At 31.7% G+C, this 25,742-nt stretch carries 27 protein-coding genes and 1 tRNA gene; 13 read left to right on the top strand and 15 right to left on the bottom strand.

Annotated elements, in window-relative coordinates; all coding sequences use genetic code 11:
- Window positions 1–16 precede the first annotated feature (16 nt).
- Window positions 17–1,969, bottom strand: a complete 1,953-nt coding sequence (gene thrS, locus E0Z07_RS11395) for a threonine--tRNA ligase (protein WP_025125185.1) — start codon at window positions 1,967–1,969, stop codon at window positions 17–19.
- A gap of 497 nt (window positions 1,970–2,466) precedes the next feature.
- Here thrS and E0Z07_RS11390 point away from each other — a divergent pair.
- Window positions 2,467–2,551 (top strand) — tRNA-Ser (locus E0Z07_RS11390).
- Window positions 2,552–2,824: 273 nt separating this feature from the next.
- A complete protein-coding gene (locus E0Z07_RS11385) occupies window positions 2,825–4,144 on the top strand; it encodes a site-specific integrase (protein WP_131540764.1) in 1,320 nt (439 codons plus the stop codon).
- 111 nt (window positions 4,145–4,255) lie between these two features.
- Here E0Z07_RS11385 and E0Z07_RS11380 read toward each other — a convergent pair whose 3' ends face one another.
- The gene (locus E0Z07_RS11380; protein ID WP_131540763.1) at window positions 4,256–4,510 is read right to left on the bottom strand and encodes a DNA-binding protein; all 255 of its coding nucleotides are present in this window, start codon (window positions 4,508–4,510) and stop codon (window positions 4,256–4,258) included.
- A 215-nt stretch (window positions 4,511–4,725) separates the two neighbouring features.
- Between E0Z07_RS11380 and E0Z07_RS11375 the strand changes: the two genes are divergently transcribed.
- From E0Z07_RS11375 to E0Z07_RS11345, 6 genes are all read left to right on the top strand, one after another.
- A complete protein-coding gene (locus E0Z07_RS11375; RefSeq protein ID WP_131540762.1) occupies window positions 4,726–5,133 on the top strand; it encodes a helix-turn-helix domain-containing protein in 408 nt (135 codons plus the stop codon).
- 139 nt (window positions 5,134–5,272) lie between these two features.
- Window positions 5,273–5,503 (top strand): nucleotidyl transferase AbiEii/AbiGii toxin family protein, encoded by a 231-nt coding sequence (locus tag E0Z07_RS11370; RefSeq protein WP_233445959.1) that lies wholly within the window; start codon window positions 5,273–5,275, stop codon window positions 5,501–5,503.
- Between the two features lie 222 nt (window positions 5,504–5,725).
- Window positions 5,726–7,285, top strand: coding sequence for an IS21 family transposase (gene istA, locus E0Z07_RS11360; RefSeq protein ID WP_233445958.1), 1,560 nt, complete (start codon window positions 5,726–5,728; stop codon window positions 7,283–7,285).
- Between the two features lie 22 nt (window positions 7,286–7,307).
- Window positions 7,308–8,036 carry an IS21-like element helper ATPase IstB gene (istB, locus tag E0Z07_RS11355; protein ID WP_006260682.1) on the top strand — a complete coding sequence of 243 codons (729 nt, stop codon included), beginning with the start codon at window positions 7,308–7,310 and terminating at the stop codon, window positions 8,034–8,036.
- Window positions 8,037–8,191: 155 nt separating this feature from the next.
- Window positions 8,192–8,632 carry a nucleotidyl transferase AbiEii/AbiGii toxin family protein gene (locus E0Z07_RS11350; protein WP_233445957.1) on the top strand — a complete coding sequence of 147 codons (441 nt, stop codon included), beginning with the start codon at window positions 8,192–8,194 and terminating at the stop codon, window positions 8,630–8,632.
- A 39-nt stretch (window positions 8,633–8,671) separates the two neighbouring features.
- On the top strand, window positions 8,672–8,989 hold the full coding sequence (locus tag E0Z07_RS11345) for a DUF6922 domain-containing protein (RefSeq protein ID WP_006260078.1): 318 nt from the start codon (window positions 8,672–8,674) through the stop codon (window positions 8,987–8,989).
- A gap of 165 nt (window positions 8,990–9,154) precedes the next feature.
- On the opposite strand, the gene E0Z07_RS11340 is transcribed toward E0Z07_RS11345, so the two are convergent.
- Window positions 9,155–9,703, bottom strand: a complete 549-nt coding sequence (locus E0Z07_RS11340; protein WP_131540760.1) for a hypothetical protein — start codon at window positions 9,701–9,703, stop codon at window positions 9,155–9,157.
- A 322-nt stretch (window positions 9,704–10,025) separates the two neighbouring features.
- Here E0Z07_RS11340 and E0Z07_RS11335 point away from each other — a divergent pair, with 322 nt between their 5' ends.
- From E0Z07_RS11335 to E0Z07_RS11320, 4 genes are all read left to right on the top strand, one after another.
- Entirely contained in the window at window positions 10,026–11,762 is a 1,737-nt protein-coding gene (locus tag E0Z07_RS11335) for a hypothetical protein (protein ID WP_233445956.1), read from the top strand.
- Between the two features lie 972 nt (window positions 11,763–12,734).
- On the top strand, window positions 12,735–13,598 hold the full coding sequence (locus tag E0Z07_RS11330) for a hypothetical protein (RefSeq protein WP_131540759.1): 864 nt from the start codon (window positions 12,735–12,737) through the stop codon (window positions 13,596–13,598).
- 415 nt (window positions 13,599–14,013) lie between these two features.
- Window positions 14,014–15,279 carry a hypothetical protein gene (locus E0Z07_RS11325; RefSeq protein ID WP_131540758.1) on the top strand — a complete coding sequence of 422 codons (1,266 nt, stop codon included), beginning with the start codon at window positions 14,014–14,016 and terminating at the stop codon, window positions 15,277–15,279.
- A gap of 79 nt (window positions 15,280–15,358) precedes the next feature.
- On the top strand, window positions 15,359–15,934 hold the full coding sequence (locus tag E0Z07_RS11320; protein WP_131540757.1) for a hypothetical protein: 576 nt from the start codon (window positions 15,359–15,361) through the stop codon (window positions 15,932–15,934).
- 7 nt (window positions 15,935–15,941) lie between these two features.
- Here the strand turns inward: E0Z07_RS11320 and tnpC are convergent, their stop codons facing one another.
- The 11 genes from tnpC to E0Z07_RS11270 all read right to left on the bottom strand — a co-directional run bounded on the left by tnpC (window position 15,942) and on the right by E0Z07_RS11270 (window position 23,690).
- Window positions 15,942–17,516 (bottom strand): IS66 family transposase, encoded by a 1,575-nt coding sequence (tnpC, locus tag E0Z07_RS11315; protein ID WP_006265854.1) that lies wholly within the window; start codon window positions 17,514–17,516, stop codon window positions 15,942–15,944.
- A gap of 49 nt (window positions 17,517–17,565) precedes the next feature.
- Entirely contained in the window at window positions 17,566–17,904 is a 339-nt protein-coding gene (tnpB, locus tag E0Z07_RS11310; RefSeq protein ID WP_080592084.1) for an IS66 family insertion sequence element accessory protein TnpB, read from the bottom strand.
- Entirely contained in the window at window positions 17,904–18,191 is a 288-nt protein-coding gene (tnpA, locus tag E0Z07_RS11305; RefSeq protein ID WP_006258245.1) for an IS66 family insertion sequence element accessory protein TnpA, read from the bottom strand. The genes tnpB and tnpA overlap by 1 nt, the downstream gene beginning before the upstream one ends.
- 40 nt (window positions 18,192–18,231) lie before the next feature.
- Complete coding sequence (locus tag E0Z07_RS11300) at window positions 18,232–18,555, bottom strand: hypothetical protein (RefSeq protein WP_233445955.1); 324 nt, start codon at window positions 18,553–18,555, stop codon at window positions 18,232–18,234.
- On the bottom strand, window positions 18,542–18,895 hold the full coding sequence (locus tag E0Z07_RS11295; RefSeq protein WP_006260368.1) for an ISAon1 family transposase N-terminal region protein: 354 nt from the start codon (window positions 18,893–18,895) through the stop codon (window positions 18,542–18,544). Before E0Z07_RS11295 ends, E0Z07_RS11300 begins: the two co-directional genes overlap by 14 nt.
- Window positions 18,896–19,468: 573 nt before the next feature.
- Window positions 19,469–19,765 carry a S41 family peptidase gene (locus tag E0Z07_RS11290; protein ID WP_131540756.1) on the bottom strand — a complete coding sequence of 99 codons (297 nt, stop codon included), beginning with the start codon at window positions 19,763–19,765 and terminating at the stop codon, window positions 19,469–19,471.
- Between the two features lie 189 nt (window positions 19,766–19,954).
- Window positions 19,955–20,524, bottom strand: a complete 570-nt coding sequence (locus tag E0Z07_RS11285; RefSeq protein WP_131540755.1) for a hypothetical protein — start codon at window positions 20,522–20,524, stop codon at window positions 19,955–19,957.
- A 155-nt stretch (window positions 20,525–20,679) separates the two neighbouring features.
- Window positions 20,680–21,078 carry a hypothetical protein gene (locus tag E0Z07_RS11280; RefSeq protein WP_006263251.1) on the bottom strand — a complete coding sequence of 133 codons (399 nt, stop codon included), beginning with the start codon at window positions 21,076–21,078 and terminating at the stop codon, window positions 20,680–20,682.
- 53 nt (window positions 21,079–21,131) lie between these two features.
- Window positions 21,132–22,055, bottom strand: a complete 924-nt coding sequence (locus E0Z07_RS18260) for a hypothetical protein (RefSeq protein WP_233445954.1) — start codon at window positions 22,053–22,055, stop codon at window positions 21,132–21,134.
- A 48-nt stretch (window positions 22,056–22,103) separates the two neighbouring features.
- A complete protein-coding gene (locus E0Z07_RS18255; RefSeq protein WP_233445953.1) occupies window positions 22,104–22,811 on the bottom strand; it encodes an alpha/beta hydrolase family protein in 708 nt (235 codons plus the stop codon).
- A 66-nt stretch (window positions 22,812–22,877) separates the two neighbouring features.
- Entirely contained in the window at window positions 22,878–23,690 is an 813-nt protein-coding gene (locus E0Z07_RS11270; protein ID WP_006263249.1) for a helix-turn-helix domain-containing protein, read from the bottom strand.
- Window positions 23,691–24,167: 477 nt separating this feature from the next.
- Between E0Z07_RS11270 and E0Z07_RS11265 the strand changes: the two genes are divergently transcribed.
- A complete protein-coding gene (locus E0Z07_RS11265; protein WP_131540754.1) occupies window positions 24,168–24,893 on the top strand; it encodes an SDR family oxidoreductase in 726 nt (241 codons plus the stop codon).
- Window positions 24,894–24,935: 42 nt separating this feature from the next.
- On the opposite strand, the gene E0Z07_RS11260 is transcribed toward E0Z07_RS11265, so the two are convergent.
- Window positions 24,936–25,739 carry a helix-turn-helix transcriptional regulator gene (locus E0Z07_RS11260; protein ID WP_006263247.1) on the bottom strand — a complete coding sequence of 268 codons (804 nt, stop codon included), beginning with the start codon at window positions 25,737–25,739 and terminating at the stop codon, window positions 24,936–24,938.
- Window positions 25,740–25,742 lie beyond the last annotated feature (3 nt).

Below are 25,742 nucleotides of genomic sequence, written 5' to 3'. Positions count from 1 at the left end.
AAGCGTTATACTATTTTTACTCTCCAAATTGTTTAATAGAACTATTTACCTCTTCTTGTACTTGAGCGATAAAATCTTCTATCTTCATTGTCTGATTAGATTTACCAGAATCACCGTGTCTTCTTACAGAAATCGTACCGTTTTTCTCTTCATCTTCTCCTACAATTAACATGTAAGGGAATTTTTGTACTTCAGCTTCTCTAATCTTTTTACCGATAGTCTCATTACGGTTATCTACCAGCGCGCGAATTTCGCTATTTTCTAGCAAATTTAAAACTTTTTCGGCATATTTTTCATATTTCTCACTCAAAGACAGGATTATAGCCTGCTCTGGCATTAACCATAGTGGAAAATTACCTCCTGTATGCTCTAAAAGTATCGCTATAAAACGCTCCATAGAACCAAATGGTGCTCTGTGGATCATCACTGGACGATGCAACTCATTATCTGATCCTTTATAACTTAACTCAAATCGCTCTGGTAAGTTATAGTCTACCTGAATGGTTCCTAACTGCCAGCTTCTACCTAATGCATCTTTTACCATAAAGTCTAATTTAGGACCATAGAAAGCAGCTTCTCCACTCTCGATCACATAATTAAGTCCTTTATCTTTAGCAGCATTGATAATAGCATTCTCAGCTTTTTCCCAATTCTCTACACTACCGATATACTTATCAGGGTTACTTAAATCACGTACTGATACTTGTGCTGTAAAGTTCTCAAATCCTAACGATCCGAATACATATAACACTAAATCAATTACTTTTTTAAACTCTTCATCTAATTGTTCTGGTGTACAGAAAATATGTGCATCATCTTGAGTAAACCCTCTTACACGAGTCAATCCGTGTAATTCTCCTGATTGCTCATAACGATACACTGTTCCAAACTCAGCAAAACGCTTAGGTAAATCTTTATAAGACCATGGTTTTGCATTATAAATCTCACAGTGGTGAGGACAGTTCATTGGTTTTAATAAGAACTCTTCTCCCTCTACTGGAGTATGAATTGGTTGGAAACTATCTGCTCCATATTTTGCATAGTGCCCAGAAGTAACATATAATTCTTTTTGTCCAATATGAGGAGTAACTACTTGCTCATATCCAGCTTTCTTCTGTGCTTTACGCAAGAACTGCTCTAATCTATCTCTTAACGCAGCACCTTTTGGCAACCATAATGGCAACCCTTGTCCTACTTTTTGAGAGAATGTAAACAATTCTAATTCTTTACCTAATTTACGGTGATCACGTTTTTTAGCTTCTTCTAATAAAGCTAAATACTCAGTTAAATCCTTTTGTTTAGGGAATGAAATACCATAAACACGAGTTAACTGTTTATTCTTCTCATCTCCTCTCCAGTATGCACCAGCAATAGATAATACCTTAAATGCCTTAATAATTCCTGTATTAGGAATATGACCTCCACGACATAAGTCTGTAAAAGTGTCATGATCACAGAAAGTAATCGTACCATCAGCTAGGTTCTCTATTAACTCAACTTTATAAGGGTTTTCTTCTTTTTTATAAAACTCTAAAGCTTCAGCCTTAGTAGCAGAACGCATAGTAAAATCATGCTTCCCACGCGCTATCTCTAAAACCTTATCCTCTATTTTCTTAAAGTCAGCATCTGTTACTTTATAATCCATGAAATCTACGTCATAATAGAATCCATTAGCGATAGCTGGACCTATTGTTAACTTGATTCCAGGGTATAGATCTTGTAAAGCTTGCGCCATTACGTGTGAAGTAGAGTGCCAAAAAGCTTTTTTCCCTTCATCATCATTCCATGAATATAAAACTAGACTACCATCCGTGGTCATAGGTGTCGTGGTTTCGATGGTGGTACCATTGAAGTTTGCAGAAATAATATTTCTAGCTAAACCTTCGCTTATACTTTTTGCAACATCGAAAGGAGTTACGCCCGAAGCAAACTCTTTCACTGAACCGTCTGGTAATGTAATTTTTATCATAATAATTTTAAAAAATAAAATGCAAATATACAGGTTTTACCATAGAATCGCAACATTTAGCACTGCTTAACTCATTTTTTTTAACAGTAAAATAATAAAGTGCATCTAATACTTACCTCATTAAAAAAAGAATACTTTATCAATCTCATTATTTCGGCGCTACTCTTAATACCTTTAAGCAAAAACAATCCCTCTTCTTAGCTTTCTATATAACAAACTAAAGCCTCTCCTCCCCCTATTTAAAACATCTATTTAGATTGACATCAATCCTACTAACACCTATCCTGACACACATCTTCCCCCTCTTATTTAAAAATTGACCATCAAGATTTATATCTATCTCAAATAATATACACTTTTTTTCATTCATTACAACTCAAAATAAATTAGTTACAAAAACACACTTCAAAAAACTTATTTTTTTCATTCAAAACGCTTGCAAACATCAGACTTTGCAGTATATTTGCACTCGCAATACGGAAGTAATGTAGACCTCTGGAGAAATGGCAGAGTGGTCGAATGCGGCGGTCTTGAAAACCGTTGACTGTAACAGGTCCGGGGGTTCGAATCCCTCTTTCTCCGCGAAATTATAAATAGTAACTTTTCAAAAGTTATTAAAAAAGCACAAAACCTATGATTCACAATGAGTTATAGGTTTTTTCTTTTTTAGGGGTATCGCATTATTTTTAAAAGTGCACCCAAAAAAGTTACAGATTCGGTGCACAAGAAAAAATTTTAGTGATGCGCACCTTTGAACTTAACGAACCCTTACGCCAAAAGGTGCCAGAGAGTTTTAAACTGTGTTTTTGGAACGTTTTAATTCGACATTTATTAATATTTAAAAACAGTTGAATTATGTTAGAAAAACAGTTGTCAATTAATTTCTTTCTCAAACCAAGTAGGAAGAAAAGTGATTTAAGAGGTGTTTACCTTCGAATCACAGTAGATGGTATTCGCAAAGAGACTTCACTTAGTCATAGATGGGATATCAAAAGATGGAACCAAAAAGCAGGTCATGCTAATGGCACTAAAGAAGACGCTAAAACCTTAAACTACCTGTTAGATACTATTGTATCTAAAATTACTAAGTACAAATTAGAGCTCTTAAGCAATGAACTACCTATTACTGCTTCAATTCTTATGGATCATATACAAGGTAAAGGGACTAGTAGGATTAAAGTTTTAGAAGAATTTCAAAAGCACAATGATGAAGTTTTTAAACTAGTACCTAAAGAGTATGCAATTGGAACACATGAAAGATATGTAACAGCTAGATCGCATGTTGGAGAATATATCCGTTATGTATATGATAAAGAAGATATAGAGTTTAGAGAACTCAATTATGAGTTTGTAATTGGCTATGAGCACTATTTAAAGACTGTTAGAGCGTGTTCTAACAATACTGCTATAAAGTATATATCAAACTTCAAGAAGATTGTTTTACGGGCTGTTGCGAAGGGAATAATCTCTTCTAATCCTTTTGTACAATACAAACCTAAAAAGACAAAGCTCAACAAAAAACCATTAAGCAAACAGGAACTATCTATTTTAGAGAACAAAGAGTTCCAAAATGATAGAGTAAGTACGGTAAGAGATGTATTTGTATTTCAATGTTATACTGGCCTTGCTTATATCGATGTATATCAGTTAAAGAAAAGCGATATTACAAAAGATGAGGAGGGCAATTTGTGGATAAGAACTAACAGACAAAAAACAGATGCGAATATAACTATCCCTCTACTTCCCAAAGCAATAGAGATAATGGAAAAGTATAAAGATCATCCTGATTGTATTGGTAAAGATATTGTTCTTCCAGTTCGTTCTAATCAAAAGATGAATGAGTACTTAAAAGAGATTGCCTCACTATGTAAGATAAGTGAGTTAAACACCCATAAAGCAAGGAGAACTTTTGGAAGTACCGTTACTCTTGGAAATGGTGTACCTATTCATGTAGTCAAAGAAATGTTAGGTCATCACTCTGTTAAGCAGACTGAGGAATACGCTCTAACAGAAGAAGAAGCTATTAAGACTGAAATGCAGATATTAAAAGATAAGCTTGAAGGGAAATCAAATAAACAAAGTGATAATTACACAGATTTACTAGAGAGTTTAAAAAAGCTAAACCCTGATAAATTAACCCAACTAACTAATTTTATTAATCAGTTAAATGGATAATAAAAACACCATTAAATTCTCTACACTTTCTAACAATTCAACTGTTGTATTTGCAAGTAAGGAATTTAAGGGAGTCAATTTTTAACCTATTTAATAAGTAGAAGTTAACTTCTACTTATTAAATAGGTTCTCTATCTCTTTTCTGTTGTAGTAATACGAACCAAGTATTTTGCGATACTGCAATTTACCATTGATTCTAAGAGTTTGTAGCGAGGCTGGTGAGATACTTAGTAATTGTCTTGCTACTTTAGCCTTTACCCAATCAAGAGAAGTTTCTTTGTTTTGCTTGACTAATAGATCTTTTAACTCTCCAATGATTGTTTGAGCAAACAATCTTAAATCGTCTTTTGTAATTTGACTTTCCATGATAGTTATTTTTTTGGTTAAACAACTAAACTACAATCAAAACAGATGATACTCTGTTTTTGGCAGTTTCAAGGTCTATTTTGCTATGAATTTCCTATTAAACAACTATAATATTCTCATATTGGGATATCTTACCGATTATTTTATAACTTTACAATTCAATCTTTTTAAATCATTGGCTTTATCTTTGAGCCTTCTTAACTCAGCTATTAATTATGGAACATAAAATACACCAAGGAAGAAATGTAAAGCGTTTTAGAGAAATGCTTGGAATCAAGCAAGAGGTTCTTGCTTTTGATTTAGGAGAGGATTGGAATCAAAAGAAGATATCTTTACTTGAACAGAAAGAGGTCATTGATAATACTTTATTACAACAGATTTCTAAGGTGCTAAAAATACCTGTTGAAGCAATTGAGAATTTTGATGAAGAGCAAGCTATTAATATTATTTCAAATACGTTTGATAATGGTTCTATTTTAAATGCAGTTAATCATAATCCGATTTTTCATCCTATTGATAAACTAGTTCAACTTCATGAAGAAAAGATTGCTTTGTATGAGCGCATGCTTAAAGAGAAAGATGAAATGATGAATCGTTTAGAGAAGTTGATTCAAACGAAGTAAATAGATTATTAATAAATATATGAAAGCTTAACCTATGGTTAGGCTTTTTTTTGTGACTTATAAAGACAAATAGAACCTCATTAAGCCAATACATAATATAGGAGGTTTTCAGGAATACTTTTCTGAAAATTTTTTAATTATGTTATATAAACAAACCGTTATTAATGAGCTTTGGGAATTACTTCAAATGCTTATGAAAGATGAAAAGTTACAAGATTTTATTCTTGTAGGAGGAACAGCATTAAGCTTGCAAATAGGTCATCGAATTAGTATTGATATAGACCTATTTTCGACCAAAGATTTTGATTATAAATCGATATCACAACATTTAATGGATATTCCATTCCATACTGCACCACGATTCCATTAAAGTGCACCATTAATTCCGGTAAAGTATACCACTTATTCCGGTAAAGTATACCACTTATTCCGGTAAAGCGCATCAGTAAAGTTAATTTTTTTAGCAGTAAAAAAACTGACATTCCGACATACAGTGCACCACTTATTCCGATTCAAAGTACACCACTGAAGAGTATAAACTATTAATTAAGCTAATTTAGAATATGTTTTTAACCCTAACATTCTTCTAAATATGGCTAATAAAACTCTTCCTATGCACAAAATAAAGCAAGTACTGTTATTTTTAGACAGAGGCATTTCTCAAAGAAATATAGCCCTGCAAACAGGTATAAATCGTCGAACTATAGCATCTTATTTAGATCTAGCACAGCAAACTAAATATTCATTAGCAGAGCTAATAGCTATGGAAGATAGTGATTTAGCTCAATGTTTAGTTTTAATAGAAAAAGACTCCATTTTAGATAATCAGCGTAGAGTTCATTTAGAATCTCTGTATCCTTATTTTTTGATAGAATTAAAAAAAATAGGTGTTACTAAATATTTGTTATGGCAAGAATATATTCTAGAAAATCCTGAAGGCTTTAAATACTCTCGTTTTTGTGAAATTCTGAGTGAATTTTCAAAGGTAAAAGGAGCTACATTAAGCATTAACCATGAGCCAGGGGAATTAATTGAAGTAGATTTTGCGGGAGACAAACTAACTTATATAGATAGATCTACTGGAGAAATAATATCTTGTCCTGTACTAGTAATGATACTGCCATTTAGTGGATTAGCCTATGTAGAAGCTCTTGTAGATGCAACTGTACCACAGATAATAAAAGCCTTAAATAATGGACTTGCTAGCTTCGGAGGTACTTCAAAATCCATTATATCTGATAATATGAAACAGTGGGTTAAGAAGGGAAATCGCTATGAGCCAGAGTTTAATGAAACACTCGTACAATGGGCTAATCACAACAACATAAACTTATTAGCTGCAAGAGCCTATCAACCAAAAGATAAGGCTTCGGTGGAGAATATGGTTAAAATCACCTACAGACGGGTTTATGCTAAACTCAGAAATGAAGAGTTCTATTCTTTAAAATCGTTGAATAAGAGTATACTTGAAAAACTGAAATCCCATCATGCACTAAATTTTCAAAAGAAAACTTTTAGCCGTCAAGAATTATTTGAAACACAAGAAAAACAAACTTTACAAGCACTACCATTAACTCCTTATGTGTCTAAAAACTATACTCAAGCGAAAGTTCAAAAAAATTATCATGTAGTACTGGGAGAAGATTGGCATTACTATAGTGTTCCATATCGCTATATAGGCAAACAAGTGCGAATCATCTACTGTACAGACTATGTTGAAATCTATTTTGGCAATGAACGAATTGCAGCACATATAAGAAATTATTCAAAGAACCACTTTACTACAGAGCTTTCCCATCGCCCAAATAATCATCAAGCGTTCTTAGAAAGCCAGACTTGGGATGCGAATCACTATTTAAAAGTAGCTTCTGAATATGGTTCAAATACAGCATTGTATTTTCAAAAAGTTTTAGATAGCAAACCTAATGTTGATCATACTTATCAAATCTGTTTAGGTATCCTACGTTTAGCTAAATCTCATCCACAACGTATTGAAAAAGCTTGCACAAGAGCTCTAAAAGGAGCACGCTTCAATTATAGCGTATTAAAAAATATCCTTGATAATAACATGGATATGAGAGAAGACCCTGAAATAGAGTTTAAGAAAATACCTGAACACGAAAACCTACGTGGAGCAGACGCATATAAATAAAATCTTTTAAATATATAATATTATGAACACAGACAAAACAGTAGAACAACTGAAAAATCTACGACTTACAGCTATGGCTAATCGTTACCAAGTGGCTTGTCAACTACCGGTTCACGAGCAACAAAACATTCATGAACTATTAGCTAATATGGCACAGGCTGAAATAGAATATAGGGAAGAAACTAAAACCAAGAGGCTTTTAAAGGCAAGTAAGTTGCGTTATAATGCTTTACCTGAACAGATCATATGCAATGAGGAACGTGGGCTGACAAGAGAACAAATTTTAAGACTTTCTGATACTCTTTTTTTAGAAAAAGCTGAAAACATACTCATTACTGGGGCTACTGGATGTGGTAAAAGCTTCCTTGCTTGTGCTATCGGTAGGTCAGCTTGTATGTTAGGTTATAGAACAGTTTATTTTAGTATGAGTAAGTTCATTGAAAACTTAGCACAGACAAGATTAGACGGGACTTATCTTAAATGGATAAAATTCATCTCTAATCAACACGTATTAATACTAGATGATTTTGGACTCAAACCTTTGACCCCTGATGCTAGATTGACACTATTGGATATACTCGAGGATCGATATGGTAAGAGCTGCACAATTATCACCTCTCAACTGCCAATAGAGAGTTGGTATAACTTTATTGATGAGCCAACTTTAGCAGACGCAATACTTGACAGATTGACAGCTTCTGCACATCGATTAACTTTAAAAGGAAAATCTCTAAGAACAAGAAAAAATTAGTAAATTTGATAATATCAGTGAAGTACAGAATTTTTTATAAGAGGTAGTCTAACTGGTGTACTTTGTCGGAATGGTGGTGCACTTTCATCGGAATATACAATTTAAAACAAAAACTTAATGCCAATGTAAAGGAAATGTTTAATAATACTATTTTAATGGATATCAATCGAGTTAAAGTAGATATTATTACACATAAATATCCTTTACAAAAAGAAGTATTGCATATAGACAATGTACGATTAGCTTCTTTAGAAGATATTGGAGCAATGAAACTTCATGCTATTTTTCAAAGCGGAACACGTATCAAAGACTTTGTTGATATGTATTTTCTTTTAGAGCACAATCCTTTGCAAACCTATTTAGATGCTTATAAAAACAAGTATAATGGTAATACAGCATTAGCATCCTATGCATTAACTTTTTATGAGAATATCTATCGAGATTTTGAGGTTACCTTGATGCATGGAAAAGAAAGTAATTGGGATAGAATGAAAGAACGTTTAGAAAAAGCTGTTGCAAATCCCTCTTTTAAATTCGATTTAGAACCCGATAAAAAAATAGACCAACATGTTAGAAAAAGAGGAATACGCAGATAAACAGTTGCTTAACCTTCATAAAATCACTATATTTATAATATGAAAAAAGAACAAAAACTAACTGATATTTCAACTTTAGGAACTCAATTATTTTGGGATACTGACATTAATAAGCTTGATTATCAGAAAGCATATATTCCCATCATAGTACGTGTAATTGAACGTGGCGATCAGAGTGAAATAGATGAAATTGTTCGGCTGTATAGCAAAGAAAAAGTGCTTCTTACAATATGTAAGGAGATTAAGTTCTTACCTAATTACGCTATTGAAAGAGCAATTAGATTTTTTCCAGAACTTCGAAAAGAAGATATGCTTTGTTATCAAAACAGAAAAGATAAATCCTATCATTGGATATAAGAAAAAGCTAGAGTACAATATTTTATGTATTCTAGCTTTTTTGCTTTATTTTGGTAATTAATACTCCTTTCTCTTTACCAATTTTGCGACCTTCGGGAGAAAAATGAGTGGTCTTTGATACTGGAAAATTTTCAATTTGTAAGGACAAAGACACATCTCGATGATTTAAACGTCATTTCGTTGTGGATAAGAACTTCGTTTATAAATTAACCAACAAGCATCTAGTAGCTTATATAAATAGATAGGAGGAATTTGGTAGTGTACTTCAAAAATTCGGTTTTCTTTTAAAGCATCTTGTATATAATCAGCTGAAAAATAATCTAAATCTTCTAGGCTAACCATTGTAAAAATATTCTTGAAGGTCATATAAGGATTTAAGTATTCTTCTAATGTGAGAGAGCCTAAGTAGAAATCATTAAAATCTTCTGTTTTAGGGATAGTTAAATTTCGTTTCTCAAACCCTTTAGGCTTTTTAAAAATAGTATAGCATGCTCTAAACACAGAATGGAGTATGAAAAATCTATATACTATATCTCCAGCAGTTCCTTTATACCGTTTTTTTATTTCTAATACATAATATGAATACTCATTTAAAAATGTCTTATAGCTTTCTAAACTGTAGGAAGAAAACATCTCTTTAATAATTTTATAAGGGCATTTGATGCCTCTTTTAGTCCACAAATGTGATTCTAAGGGGATTTTGATTGCTTTCATAATTCAAGTTATTTAAGGTTTATATAAAAGTACCTTCTTACATATTGGTAAACTATTCTATATCAGGGATAAAATATACATTTAATCAGCCTGAGTATTATCTTGATCAGTTTTTAGTTCAACAATGCAAGTCATTAAATCGATGAATATGCATATCATCCCAAACCAAATAATAGTTTCTTTATAATTTTTTAGATTCATAAAAATGAACTTTTTGTAGAAGATATACTATTCGCATCACAAACTATAATATCTTTTAATTGAATAGATTACCTTGAATCAAGTCAAGAAATTGCAGTTATTAATCTTAAATACTGTAATTATGAAATCAATCATTAATAATCTTGAAAGCTTAAAATTATCAAGCGAACTAAAACATGAACTTGAAGAATTAATCAAAAAAAAATTAGTGGGTTTTATTTTTTATTCACAGAATAACTTGCTCAATCATCCTATTATTACCCTTTGTTTTTACGATATTGATGAACTAAATAATATTCGTAAATGCAAATGGATCACTAAGGGAATTAATCACTACCAAGTAAATATTTATTGCTTATGTATCAAAGATTTTTATCAATCTGATTCTTTTCAGAATATAATGTATTCAACATTAAATTTCCAAAAAGAAAATCTCACTTATGGTTCTTTACTTGATGCCGAACCTTTGTTTAGTTTGCATCAATCCAAGCATAAAGAAAATGATTTTGAAAAATATATTTCTAAATGGTTTACTAAGCATTACAAAAGAAATACTAAGTTTTTAAAGTCCTTAAAAAAGGAGTTAAAAACTAATCTTATAAATGAACAATCTGCTATGCTTGGTATAAAACAAGTAATACAAGATACAAAAGAAAGAGTTCAACCTATACTATCAGGAAGTATTCAGTGTAGTAATGCTTCTTTTTTAAATTTTGTGTTTAGTCAATGCTATCCTGTTCAAGATATTTTTGAAGAAGACTTTGACTTTTATGCAGAAGATATGGTTTCATTATTTAGAGAAGAGCTAAAACCAAAGAAAATTACTGAACAGACAGAACCCAAAAAACAACTAACAATAGGATATTTACTTACCATTGCTCAGTATTTTTTAGAAGCTATGTACGTAGAAATACCACATCGAATACTAAGTAAGTATAGACACATAGTAAACAAACAAAAATTACTATCATTAGATAACCCAGAACAAATAACGGAAATACAAGAGGTGCTTGAAGAAAGAACAAGAAAGGCTTTAGAGAAATATAAAAAGGTGAAGTCATTTTATCTAATAAAAAGAAGAGCTAATGAGCAGATACTCTTAAGTTCTGAGCTCCCAACTCCCCATAAACTACATCTACTATTAATAGCAAGTGTTGAGACGTTGCACATCAATGAAGAGGGAAATATAAGACAATACGTTTCTTTTCATACTGAAGATTTAGTTGATGTAACCACAATCTTAATAAAAAAATCAAATTGGCATTTACATATACCTGTATACCATTCTTTTTTTAGAACAAATCTAACAGAGCATAAACTGTGGATTGGAGCACCACTAATAGCTGAGAATCCAGATTTAGAAACGTTCCCATTAAGTGAACTTAAACTAAAATTTTGGACAGAATGTAAAGCAATGGTTAAACCTATTGTAAAAAGGCTCAGTTACCAAATAAAGGACTATCAGAGCGATGCAGATGTGATTTTATATAAGTATACCTTACAGCAACTTGCAATGGCTATACTTTTTGCTAAAATGGATTATATGCCACAAGTACACACTATAAGTTATCTATGGCGCTTAATTCAATGGTATGCCCCAGAATTAAATCTTATTATTGACTGTGATAAGGAAATAAGAGAAATACTATTTGATAATTATACAAGTCTTAGAAATTATCCTAATATCAAATTCCCAACTGTTAAATACACAGAAGAACAGTGGAGCAGAGTTTATTATTTCATTTGTAAGATTTATGAGTTTGCTAAAGAGTGTTATCTACAATATGAAAAAGGCATATCTGATTTTGAGTGTAATAAAGGATTAAACAATATAGAAGAGGTTTATACACAAAATTAATTAATAAAAAGGAACTGACTCTATTTGGCTAAATATGTCTTGCAATATTCTGAATTACATTGATTTACTTTGCTTTAGGAAGTATTAAAAGAGTAGTATATCACTACTCTTTTCTTTTACGGTAATATATGGTTTTGAAAAAAGCAAGCGGGACTTGGGCAGAGCCCTAGTCGCTTGCCTTTTCACTGACGTTGCAAAGGGGGTGAGTATACTTAAGGTATACTTTGAGGCTTTCAGCCTTGTTAGAGATGTGATTTGAGTATACTATGAAATATACTTTTTATAAAGACGAAGAATTACTATTATTTTTTATACAGAACAAAAACATTAATTAAGCAACATGTTTAATAATTACAAGTAAATAAATAGTGAAGTGGTTAAAAAAAAATAAACTAAAAAAAAGCCTATTCTTACAAAATATTTTATGTTTTATTTCAAATAATCTACTAGGTTTGTCTGCTTTTTAATTGTTCTAAGAAGGTTACGAAAGTTTCAAATAATAAAATCAAATAGTATTAAAATATGTCTTTTCAATTTTTTATTATATTAATATCTGTGATCGTTTTTTTTATAGATATCTACTCGGAAATACACATCAAAAATCATGGTACTTTCTTAGAACGTATTATATACTTATTCAGTATAAAGACGCTTTTTATCTTTGTGAAATTTAGTTGTTTAATCACCTTTATATATATCTTATTTCGTATAAGGGAAACAAATAAAATAAGTAATTATATCGAAAATAGTATTATAAATATCAGTTGGGAAAACTGGTATCTATATTTAGTTGCTCCATTTACATTTTATTTATTAACTATATTATCATATCCAAAGAATATTCATAATAAATTCAGTTGGATAGATTTTAGTAATAAGAGACTAGAGTATTTCATCATAAGCCTCAAGTATCTTATAATTAGGGGGTTATTTTTTTCAATTTGTTTTATTGTATTTAAATTTGTTTTTGATTTGATACTGCAACTACATGATTACTTTACATATCACGAGCTTTCTCTCTTTGATTTTTTGGATTTAGATCCTAATGATATTGACAATTATTATAAAGGAGTATATTTTTCTTTAGTACTAACTATTTTTGTTTTTTTCTTATTTAATAATACATTTATAAAGAAAAATAGTAATTCTTGGTATTTTAGAGAAATTAAATATGATTATTTTAAATATTTTTTTATATCTGTTATGTTAGCTTTAGGTTTATTCTTTGGCTTTTTCTCTATTTTTAATGGAATATATAATTTGATAAATGGAGAAGTTTCAGAATGGATTACTAAAGAAAATGTATTAGGGATTTTACCTATTCGTTTGTCGTCACTATTAATTTTATATTACTTATTGACATATATTTATTCTGAAGTATTACATAAAAAACTTTTGCACTTTTTTATTTTAGGGATTTTACCTATACGAACGGTCCCTAATTATTCAGAAACTATTCGTCTCAATAATCGTGAAACATTATTCTTTTCACAAATTAGTTTTTACATTCTAAGTATAGCATTAGCGGAATTTTTTATAATTATAAATTTCAAAAGTATCTATTTAAGTATCTTAAACTTTGCTATTCTTTTTATTCTAGATGATTTTAAAATAATAAACGATTATTCTTCTGGGTTGATGAATGTTATGAAATCCCATTTTTTGAGAATATTTGTATTTAATATTATTATGCTTATCACAATTATAGTATTATTAGTTAACATAGAGTATTACATTCTTTTATTTCTTTATTTATTAGTATTCTCAATATTAAGCTGGTTTTATATCAAAAATATAGATTTAATAAGTTTCAAAGAAAATAGACATTTTTGGTGAGGACTATAAAAATACTATATTGAAAAGAGATTTACTTTATGAAAAATATATTAGAGAATATACTATAAAGTTACTGGAAAGTAACAGCAAGTTATGTTTTGAGGCACTCGAAACTCCATTCGTACCATCAAAACTACTTGCTCTTGCAGAGGGCTAGAAAACTACTCCGAAGTCGATAGTTTTTTACTTAAATAGTAGATAGACTCAAAATTTTGAGTGGTTTACGGATTTCCGTAATTTTATTACAGAAAGTTTTGATATGTTTAAAGAAGAAAAATAATGTTGTTTAATTGTTACACTATTTGTATTAAAGTTATATTTACATGTAACTAATTCACGAAAAGACTAATTATATTAGCAATAAATTTAACGAAATATTAGCCGAATCTATTAACCAAACCATCTCTAAAAAACTATGTCTGAAAATTCAACATTAAAAATTACAAACGGTATTAAGTCATTATTAGATCAATTACCAAAAGTAAGTTATGGAAATAATGTTATGCCATATTTAAATATTGAAGAATATGGATCTGGAAAAGATGCATTTGATTCATTAATAAGTGAATTTAGCGAAATAGATTTCACTACGATTACAGAGTTTTTAGATTTAAATAAAGAAATTAGTAGACAAAAAAGAGAACTTAAAAAGCTAGAAGATAAGCATACAAATTTAATTGCAATAATTGGTGAACAAACTAATGGCACTGAAGGTTCTATTGCAAATCAAATATTATTAAGTTTAAAGGAAGAAATCGAGCAACTTCAAGAAAAAAGAGATTTATTAGATGGTGAGATCATAGAAAAAGAAAGACAAGAAAATTCTAGAATTTTTAAACAAAAAGAAAAAGAAAAAACTGAAGAAATAGCATATAGTAAAAAAGTAGAGAATTTAGAGAAATTGTATAACGAAAAAGAATCAAATTTAAAAGAATCCTTTAAAAAAACTAAAGAAGAGCTTGACAAAAAGACTCAAGATTCAATACACGAATCAAAAAATAAGGTAACTGAAGCTGAAAGAAATGCAACTGGAAAAGTGAAATTAATAAATCAGTTTCGAGATTTTTTAGAGGAAACTAATAAAAACATGAATCTATATAGTTATACTATTATAGGTATATTAATTGCTGGAATTACAGGTATTGGCTTCAGTATTCCAAATTTATTGGAGAGCTTTAGTAGTTTTGATAAATTTATTCTTGCACAAGCTGATAAGATTACAAGCTGGCAAATAATAAATTATGCTTTAGGTTTATTAATCGTTAAATTACCTTGGGCATTATGTTTAAGTGCATTATTAACTGGAATGTATAGTTTATTAAAAGGTCTATTAACTACTTACGAAAAAATTAATCAAGACAAAAGAAATATGTCAGCAATCTATGCAATATCTGGTGATGTAGCACAACAGCTAAATGAATATGGAATTAGTCTTATTGAAGATGATGAAATAGATGAAACAGATAAAACAGATGAAACAGATGAAACAAAAATAATTATTAGCATTACGAAAAAGGAGCTTAATAATAAGCGAGAAAATGTCAGATGGAACCAAATCATGAGATACTTTGAGAATATGCAACAAAGTAAATTAGAGATTGAGAATCCTGAAGACCCTACAAAAGTCAAACTACTTACCGCTACTTTGAATAAATTAATAGATAGGTTGCCTAAAAACTAATTAATTTTCATTCTAAGTAGAGTCGAAGTGAAAACAAAAATTTCACTTCGTAAAGCTAAAACACGTTAAAACTAATCTAATGTTTACAGTCTATATAAATTCCGAAGATAAGGGTTCAAGTTATTACCACTTCGAAGAAGAATTCTTAAAAATATGTAATGCACATCGTGAAGAAGATCGAGCATTAATGTTTGCTTTTATTCTTTACGATTTTGAAAATCCTCAAATTTCAAAAATATTAAATGATGCAGACTATTGGCTATCACTCCATAGTATTTCTGGTGAATACTTAACTGTATTTAGTTTACATTATAAACCTGAAGATATAAAGAAAAACATACAGGAAATGATACAAGCTAAAATGCAAGGAGATACGTCTAAGGAAATGTTTCAAATACCAACGATTCAAAATCCTTCAAAAGATACAAACAAGCTTATTAGAAAATACTTTGGTGACGATGTTATTATAAAATATCCTTCAGTATTATTCTTTCAAGTTGATAATAAAAATGTTATAAACCATAGATTTATTCAATTAGATGAAAATAGTTTAGAAAATTCTTTTCTTGAACTAAAAAATTATATAAAAGTTGCTGTTCAATCATTAGATAAAGTATCGAGAGAATGTATGCACCCGAGCAAGTACATCTTGTGAGATCTAATTATTCTTCTACATTATCCAGGATAAGTTTCTTGTAATTATGAGGATATAAGTCAGCGATATTCTTGTGGTTGATGGATTGAATATTTTCAAGAACATACTTTAGCCATTGATATGGATTAATGTCATGCTTTTTGCAGTTAGCAAAAAACGTATAGGCCATAGCTGCTCTTTGTGCTGCATCATGAGAACCGGCAAAGAGATAGTTTTTACGACCAATTGCTACAGGTCTGATTACATTTTCAACAAGATTATTGTCTATCTGCAAGTTTCCATTGTGTAAGTAATCACTTAGATTACTCCATCTTTTTTGAGAGTACGCAAAAGCTTTACCTATTCTACTTTGAGGTAAGGTAAGATTCATCTGAGCAATCATATATTTACCAAGCTTGTTGATGATTGGTAAACTTTCATCTAGACGAAGTTCTTTGATTTGATCAGGAGCTAAGTTTTGTTCTTGAGCTTTTCTCTCTATAGCATATAACTTCTGTATTTCTACTAGTACATGCTGCGCCCTTTTTCTATCGTTATCTAAAGCTTTTTCAAATTCACGTCGAGCATGTGCCCAACAAGCAAGATGCGTTACATCTGACTTATTTCCATAGGCTTGGTAGCTGCTATAACCGTCCGTTTGCAGATATCCTTTGAAATTTTCTAATACAGGTAGTGCAGCACTACCGCTACGAGTAGGACTGTAATTAAACATTACAAGCTTGGATATAGGTGCGTGATACACCCAATAGTAGCCAAGATGAGTTTTGTCTTTCTTTTTCTCATCTAAGACTTTGATGGTGGTTTCGTCAACTTGGAGATAACCTTCATTTTTGATGTCCATCACCAGCTTTTGGTATAGTGGTTTTAAAGCATCCATACTTTGAGCGGTCCAACCATCTATTGTAGAAGAAGCTATATCGATGTTTTCTCTTGAAAAGCGTTGCTTCTGTCTATAAAGAGGAATATGATCAACATATTTATCTACAAGTATTGTGGATAATAATCCCTCTGAAGGTATTCCTTTATCTATAATTCGCTCTGGAAGCTCACCAATACTAATTTGAGTGTTGTCTTTACCTTTAGTAGCGTATTTATATCGGATGTAACGCTTGATTTTAAAGTAACCTGGAACATAATCTAACACATCTGTAGTTTCTTTACCAATGCAAATCATATCAGATAAATCTCCCTCAGGATGTATTTCTATTTCTTCTACGGGTAAATGATCTGGTAGTTTAGCTCGTCCTGGATGTTTCTTTTTCTCACGAGAGTAGGTAATCTCTTGTTTGATTACTTCTTCTTGTTCCTCTAAGACTGCTTGTTCAACATCTAAAGGTAATTGAGTTTGATTGGGATCCTCAAAACGTTCTCGGCTTTGACCGAACTTCATGCGCTCAAGTAGCTTTACACGATATTCCAGTTCTGTATTTTTTTCTTCTAGTTTAGAGGTCTTTTCTTCTAAGCTAGTAGTTTTCTTCTCTAATTTAGTATTTACTTTTTCTTGTTTGGAAATAGTCTTTTGGGCTTTGGTTAAAAGTGCCAAAAGTTCTTGTTTCGATAAGTTTTCTAAGTCTATTTCCATGAAGTAAATATACGTCAAAATCCTTATTTATACAAGGATTAAGGCTGTTTTATCTCATGGAAAACCGCCTTTTTTGAGTACTTTTTATCACTTGTATTCCTTCAATCATAAGTACCAAATCACTCCAACTGATTTGAGTCCGATTATGAATAGGAAAAGCAAAAGTACCTTGTTCTAATCGCTTGTGATATAACACAAAACCACCTGTTTCCCAGTGTAAGAGTTTAATCTGATTACATCGACGATTGATAAAGACGTAGACACTTCCATTATGAGCGACTTGATTAAGCTCGTTTTGAACAAGACCACATAGACTATCGAAACTCTTGCGCATATCACAAGCTGATTTATACAAGTAGAATTGATGGCTACTACTCAGACTAAACATTACACAAGGTTTACTAATGAATAGAGTTCACCCAAGTCTTTCGTTTCTAAACGTAACTTCACTCCATTAGGATACACGATTTCGTATTCTTTACTGTCGGTTTTAGATGTTTCACCTATTGCTATAAAGTTACTTGAGCCTTCTTGCTCTGTTTCACTCTTAAACTTTACTACCCAATAACTAAATGTCGCCAGCTTAATTCCAACACTTTCACAATACTTTGATTGTGTTAATCCACTTGCTTGCCAATCCTCTACATGAGAGTACATAATTTCTTGTTTGCTCATCTCTTTATTATTTAAAGCAAACTTACTTCCTTACATTATATTATGAAACATGCACTTGCTGGGGTGCATACATTACAGTATCTGATTTTGTTCCTTTAACTATCGCTACAATGGTCTTTTTCTGACCTTTACCTGCTTTAGAAGTCAGTATAGTGTACAATTCTCCCATAGATAAACATACTTCATCTATGGAGAGTTGTTCAGTTATATTTTCTGGGTAGAGTAGCCAGTCTTGTGCATGTTCTTGTTGATCCCATTGTTTGAAACCACTAGTTTTATGTTTGTATTGGCGTTGAAACTTTTCACCTTTAACTCCAAATAATTCACCAATAGCCTTACAGCTAAGTACTTTAGTATCGGCCAATTTTTTTTAAGAACTCCGAAAACTCTGTAGTCATTCGTGTTCCTTCTGCGATGATATTCCAATCACGTGATATAATTTCTCCTGTTTGTTTATCTGTCCAACGACGACGTTGTACGTGTAGTTTAACTGATTTACCTCGTAACGGGAAGTCTTCAATAGTAATCATACTATGGAAACCTTTAGAAATAAGCTGTCTTTCAGCACATTGATTTCCGTAATCATTCTTCTCTTCAAAGTAGATATGTAGTTTGGTCTCTAATTCTTCTACTTTAGTAATATTGAAGTGTTCTACTAAGTAAGTAGGTAAGATTAGTTTTAGTATTTCTTGGCTATCCATCATAGCACAAAGATATTATTTTACACTTTCCTCCCCAACTTTTAACGTTGATCCCCTTTTTTGCACTGGTGGTTTCCCTATTAAAAAACCTACCCTATTTTTTAAAAAAATTCATTTTATCCGACCTAAATTACCCCTATTTCACTATTTAGTTCTACTATTTTTAGAAAAAGACTCCATATCTAGTCTATTTAGGTACTTAAAACTAAAAAACACTTGTACTTTTTTTAATAACCAAAAAACACAACTTGCTGATTTATAAAATATTATCGTTTTAAACTCATTTTAATCAGTTTTCTATAGTCTTTACAACCTCAGTAATAGCGCGCGTTTATCTTAAATTGCTCGACAATTGGTGGAGAATACCCCGTAAATGGTGGAGCTGAAGATACGTTAGTCGATGAATGCTTCTTCTATTGATCAGGGACTGTCCTCCTATTTAAAGTTTAGATTAACTGAGGCTATCCACACTCTATCTAGCACTATAATTATGCTAATAATAAAAGAGGTTCTAAGATGAGAAACTAGTAATTATAAACAGTAGAAAATCTATACATTCTACTATTTACATTGCTATCATTCACAATAATTTCTGACTACCTGTTCTATCCAGTCTTCAGTAGATGATAAATAGAAATCAGGTGTCACTCCTTTTCCCTCATAGCGTAAATACTCGCGCCAATGCGTATTTAGATCCGTAAAATGTATTCTAAAAAGAGCAGAAGGACTTACCTTATCTACAGCATTATTTCTACCATAAGTAATCATCCATCTGGTATTATCACCTAATACCATCATATTATTTAATTTCTTCAATTTTAGTGTGAATTGCTCTGCATTACTAATTGTATTAAAATTTACAAGTACATATATTTCCTTTAAACTTCTTAAACAGGTTATAAAACTGTGCAGAGCTCTTGTCTCCCTCCTCCACTATTATTTCTTAAACCAAGAATAAGGTTCTTACTCAGAAAGTTGTCTCTAATGGGATAATAAAAAAGAAAAAACATACTTCATAAACAGTTAATTCACTAGGTTATACATTAGATTAAAACATCACAGTTATCCCTTCTTATTCCCTTCTTTCTCTATCAGCTCTATACGCTGTTCTAGCGTATTTTCTGTCTGTATAATATCTAATACGACCATCTTAAAAGTCTGTTTGATGCTCTTATCCGTCTTATCCATATTAGAATACAAAAGATTCATTAGGAAAGCACTCTTATTACTTAACATTTGCTTTAAGTCTTCAATATTAGTCATAGCAGCTACCTTATCATAATCGATTAGATCAATCTTAGTCGCAGCAATAGAGCGCCAGGCAGTTGTCTTAATCTGAGGAATAAAGATTCCCTTAGACTCCATGACTATCTGTTGTAGACTTTTCTCTTCGTTATCAGCGTATTTTTCTAAGGCTTTGACCAAATCTTTCTGTATAGGGAGAATAAACTCTATTTCTTCTCTAGACTCTTTTAACTCACTATGAACAGTCGAAAACACTTGATTGATATAGGCTTGGTCTTTTCTATGAGCGTTCCAATTATCAATAAAAAGAGCAATAAGAATACCCGCCACGATAGGAATAATCTCTTTAATAAAGTGAATACTATAATTTTTAATCTTTTGTTTCATCTAATGATTATTTGTTAAAGTTAGAGGTGATTTATTCCTAAAAAGTTAAAGCTAATTTAAATAAATAATTGAAAGATGGGAATAGTACTACAAAAAATGTATTGTATAAATGATAATATATCTTAATCCACACTGATGAGATAGCCGCCCCTCTTTTATCCAAGATCTAAAAGCAACAACTCTACATCACTTTCATAATCACACATGTCCTTTGATTGTAAAATTAGATTAGTATTATTCTCTAATGCTATGGTCAGCCGACAACTACTTTCGATAGACTGGCAATAAATACCTTTTACCTTCACTCCGATGGCCTCTAATTCTTGGGATTTATCTGGGTATATATAACTATCATCCTCTTCTATTGCTTTTATCTTTTCCATCACTGCAATACCTGCGTCAATAAAAAAGTCAAACCAACCTAAAGCTTCTACTTTTAAATAAAGTACAATCACATTATCACGTTCATCACTCATACACGTTATCACGCGCTCTATTCTCAAGCCATTTAACTCTACACAAACAAATTCATCATTCTGATACATTCTCTCCATCGTTTCTACCTATTAAATCCAAAAAGGCTAGTATTTCTACTAGCTCTCTTGTCTTATTCTACTGTGATATCAATCTTATTAATCCAAATCGTCTTTCTATCTCTAGTCTTGTCAAAATTATCTAATATAAATGCAGTATCGTAATCTACTTTCTCATCATAGCACAACTTACCATTGACATATACTTTAACTTTGTTCTTCAGGTTTACCATTTCAGGAGAAATAGCAATAGATAAGGATTTAACACGAGAGGTTTCTATTCTAAATTCATTGTCTTTATAACGGGCTACAGCCTTACCTGATAAACGTGGCATATCGAAAGCATTCTTATCTACATCTATCGTTTGTAGATTTTCAGCTTTATCATACTCTAGCCATTTGGTAATTTTAAAGTTTCGTTCTTTATGCCAATCTGCTTTTTGGCCTAATGTATCTAATTTGATATTAGTCAACCAATCTACACCTCCATAAGCATTGTCATCGAACTCCCATGTCAGCTCTTTAGTAAAGCTCTTGCGTTGTCTCTCCTTAAGATCTTTAAACAATATCTCATAGGCTGGTTCTGATTCGTCGAACTCTGGGAACCAATGTGGAAACCCGTTATAACGATACTCTTTATAATCTGCCTTTAACTCATTCATCATCGCTGTAAAAGAATCATTTGCGTTAGGCGGATAATAATAGTCCTCATCTGTAGAGAAGTTGATAAAAGAACGATTCTTTATATTCTCTATAAAAGTTCCTCCTGTGAATACCTTAGGTTGAGTATTAAACCCATAGAATCCTGCAAAGGGAGAAGAGTCTTTCATCAAATAAGAGAATGAACCCGTAGCTCCATTAGAATGCCCTGCGATAAACACCTTATTATCATCTACATTAATAGCCTTCTTAACTTCTCTCAGCATAGCAGGTATCATAAAGAAGCCATCATTAGATGTCATCCAATTATACTTCTTACCCCCACTTGGGAATATCAATATCACCTCATTTAGATCTCCGTACTTCGTATAGTATCTATTCCACCCTCATAAACTAAGCTCTTTGGTCTGAAACTCTTGAAGATTATTATATCTAACTGCTCCATGCAAAAAGAATAACACTGGATATTCCTTCTCTGGAGAATAGTTCTTAGGCAAATGAATAAAGAAAGAAGTCTTCACTGTATCATTTATAGCAAAGCTGATAGAATAATCTTGTTTTGCCTTAGGTAGATAAGGATTGTACGCTTTGATTTCTTCATATAATTTCTTTCCATTAGTAGAGGTTAACTCTTTAGTAGATTTCACCTTATAGAATTCTTCCTCTGCCTTTTTTAGATTTACACCAAACTTAGCTTTTAACGCATCCGCTTCACTCATCATAGAAGCCCATCTAGGATCATCTAATAAGTTCTTGTATTCCTCTAAAGCACTTTTGTTTGTTACATTTTGCCAACCTGGGAAGCCGTATTGTGCACGTTCTATCTTTATCAACCGATCTAGATAAGCAAAGGCTTTATCTGCTTCTTTTAACTCCGAGGCAATAATTGATATTTCTGATAAATCAGCTGCTGTTATACTGTCTGGAAATGACTTAAACGCTTTTTCATAAAGAGAAAAAGCTTGTCTTTTACTTTGCTCATCCTGATGCTCTTCTAACAAATCATCTGCTTGATTGATCAACTTAGAGTAAGTACTCTGTCCAAAAGACACTATACTAAACATAAATGCTAGTAGTACATGATATCCCTTCATAATTCTAATTATTAATAAAGCGAAAGTAAACAACACTACAATACTAAAATTGTACAAATGGAACATCTATTTCTCTAGATGCCAAAAAGTATCTTTGCTTCCTAGTTTAGTTCCTTTCTCAAAGAAGTTTTTAGGAGAATTATTAGTCATTGCCTTATAAGTCTTTATTAGATGTGACTGATCATTAAAGTTAAAGCGATAAGCAATATCAGTCAACTTCTCTTCAGGAGAGGTATAGAGTTTCTGGTTCACTGTTCTTCTAAATAAATAGATATCATAAAATCTCTTTAGTGAAACCCCCATATTGGCCTTAAAAACTCTATTTAGATGTTGTCTGCTCACTCCTAGTCTATCTGCTAACTCTTGTACAGAGAAGTTATCCTCTTCACTGAAGATATACTCTATTGTTTGTTCTAAAAGGCTATTTGAGAATGGCTTATATCTCTTCTCTAATGCTGTATCTAACAATGTAGTAATAACATCTACATCAGTAGTAGCGAAGACTTTTGCTAATTCACCTACTTCCATAAACTTATAATCAGTAATCAGATTGACAAAGCTTAAATGGCGATAAAACTGCTGTATCCCCAATGGATGAAAGACGATAACGACTCTCTGTACTCTCCCCACCTGCTTCACATGAAGTATATCTTCTCTAATAGGAGTGAATATCTGATAATCATCTGCTCCTTCATTAAACGCCATCGAACCATCACTAGCTAGTTGATGAGAAGCATAGATAGAAATCGTATTGTTATAATGAGGAAAGCACTGGTACTCTCTCACCTCATTATTGGGCTTTATATCTAAGTAATAATAGTCCACATACTTCTTTACTAAAGCATTCTTAGGACTAAAGGTTTCAAAAATCTCTTTCATTACCGCTTAATTTATTTAGTTATACATTACTTACCTCTACTCTATCCCTATTATTAACTCCACTCGTTTAATAGTATCTCACATCTGTTCTATATCACTATCTGGCAAATTCTTATTTTAATAAATAGCCCATTCTTTTGGGTATTTACAGCGTTGCCTATAGGACTCTGATAGTCGCTTTTAGCATAATTAAACGGTACTAATTCTATTGCGTTTATAAATCTCATCTCTATAAGTTTAACTCCTTTATACGAAGGTATTATAAAACCTCTTTAGTAAACTTGATAAATCGCAATCTTTCTAAAATATTTTTAATAAGATTTGTATAGCTAAACACAATAATCGTTTTAAAGAATAAGTCCTTTTATACTACATCGTACACACCTTATAACTAGATAAATATATCAAAAAAAAGCTGCTACATTAAAGGTAGAAACCAATATTGTCAGTAAATTGCATAAAAACAATTCATCGACAATGGAAAAGAAATTAGTAGTAATCACAGGCGCTAGCTCAGGATTTGGTATGGAACTAGCAAAAGAATTTGCTCAAAGTGGACATCCTCTATTGCTGTTAGCAAGAAGATTGGAAAAGATGGAGGCTCTAAATCTACCAAATACACTATGTAGAAGTGTAGATGTATCTGATAAAGATGCTTTCGAAAAGGCAATCCGCGAGGCTGAAGCAATATATGGCAAGACTGACTTATTAATTAATAACGCAGGTGTAATGCTATTAGGTGATTTAGCTACTCAGGATCCTCAAGAATGGAAACAAATGCTTGATATCAATGTATTAGGTGTCATGAACGGTATGCAAGCTGTAATGGGAGATATGAAGGATAGACAAACAGGGACTATTATCAATGTATCCTCAATAGCTGGTGTATTACCCTTTCATAATCACGCTGCCTACTGTGCTAGTAAATATGCTGTAAGAGGAGTAACACAAACTGCTCGTTTAGAACTCAGTCCTTATAATGTGCGTATTATTTCTGTTGAGCCTGGAGCAGTAGCAACAGAGCTCTTAAGCCATACAACTAGTGAAGATATTAAAGAGGGCTATAAAGAGTGGATGAAATCATCTGGAGCAAACCGTATTCAAGCTATTGATGTAGCGCGTACTATCAAATTTGCTTACGACTTACCTCAGAGTGTATTATTACGAGAACTGATCATCTCAGATACAAAACAAAATGCTTAAAATAACAGAACGCTTATAGTTTATAGCTATAAGCGTTTATTTTTACTTTATATTGTGCATTGAAATCTGGAAATCACTTGGTCTGACATTAAACAATTGCTGAAAAGTATTGCTAAAAGCAGCAATACTAGAATAGCCAACATCGAAGGCTACTTCACTCACATTCTTATCTGTACTCATCAGAAGCTCCATAGCCTTAATCATTCTTACCATCTTTAAATATTGCAAAAACGAAATATCTAAATGAGATTTAAATAATCTTGTCAATGTCCTCACACTATAGCCAAATACCTCAGCCATTACATTTAGTGTTAATGCTTCACCTAAATTCTTCTGCATATACTCTGTGATCAACAACATTTTAGGTTCTTCTGTTGTAGGCAATTGAATAGAAAATGACTTACCTGGATGCTGCATAATGTAGTGCTTCATCGTAGATAGAAACTCATAAGCCCAAGTATCAGGTAGGATAATTCCCTTCCACTGCCTAGCATAAATCAACATCTCATACATCAAATTACTCACTGGATAAATACCTAAACGCTCCATAAAGCGATGCTCCACATCAGTATCTTCTTCATAAAAATAGATATTTAGAATTACTACATCCGTAGTATTAGACTTGACATTATGTATCATCCCTTTAGGTATCCATACATAATGCTGAGCGGGTATATAATACTCTCTTTCTTTTGTCTTTAAATAAGCGATCCCACCAGATACCAGAAGTATCTGACTCTTGTTGTGCTTATGAGGAGGAAACCTATGTTCTAATTGCTCTCGCATGATATAGATACTATCCTTGTATTGATCTATTTCCTTTTCTGTTTGTAATAACATTTCCATAAT

Source organism: Myroides odoratimimus (genome assembly GCF_004337635.1).
GTDB classification, from domain to species: domain Bacteria; phylum Bacteroidota; class Bacteroidia; order Flavobacteriales; family Flavobacteriaceae; genus Flavobacterium; species Flavobacterium odoratimimum.
This window is presented reverse-complemented; position numbering and strand designations above follow the sequence as displayed.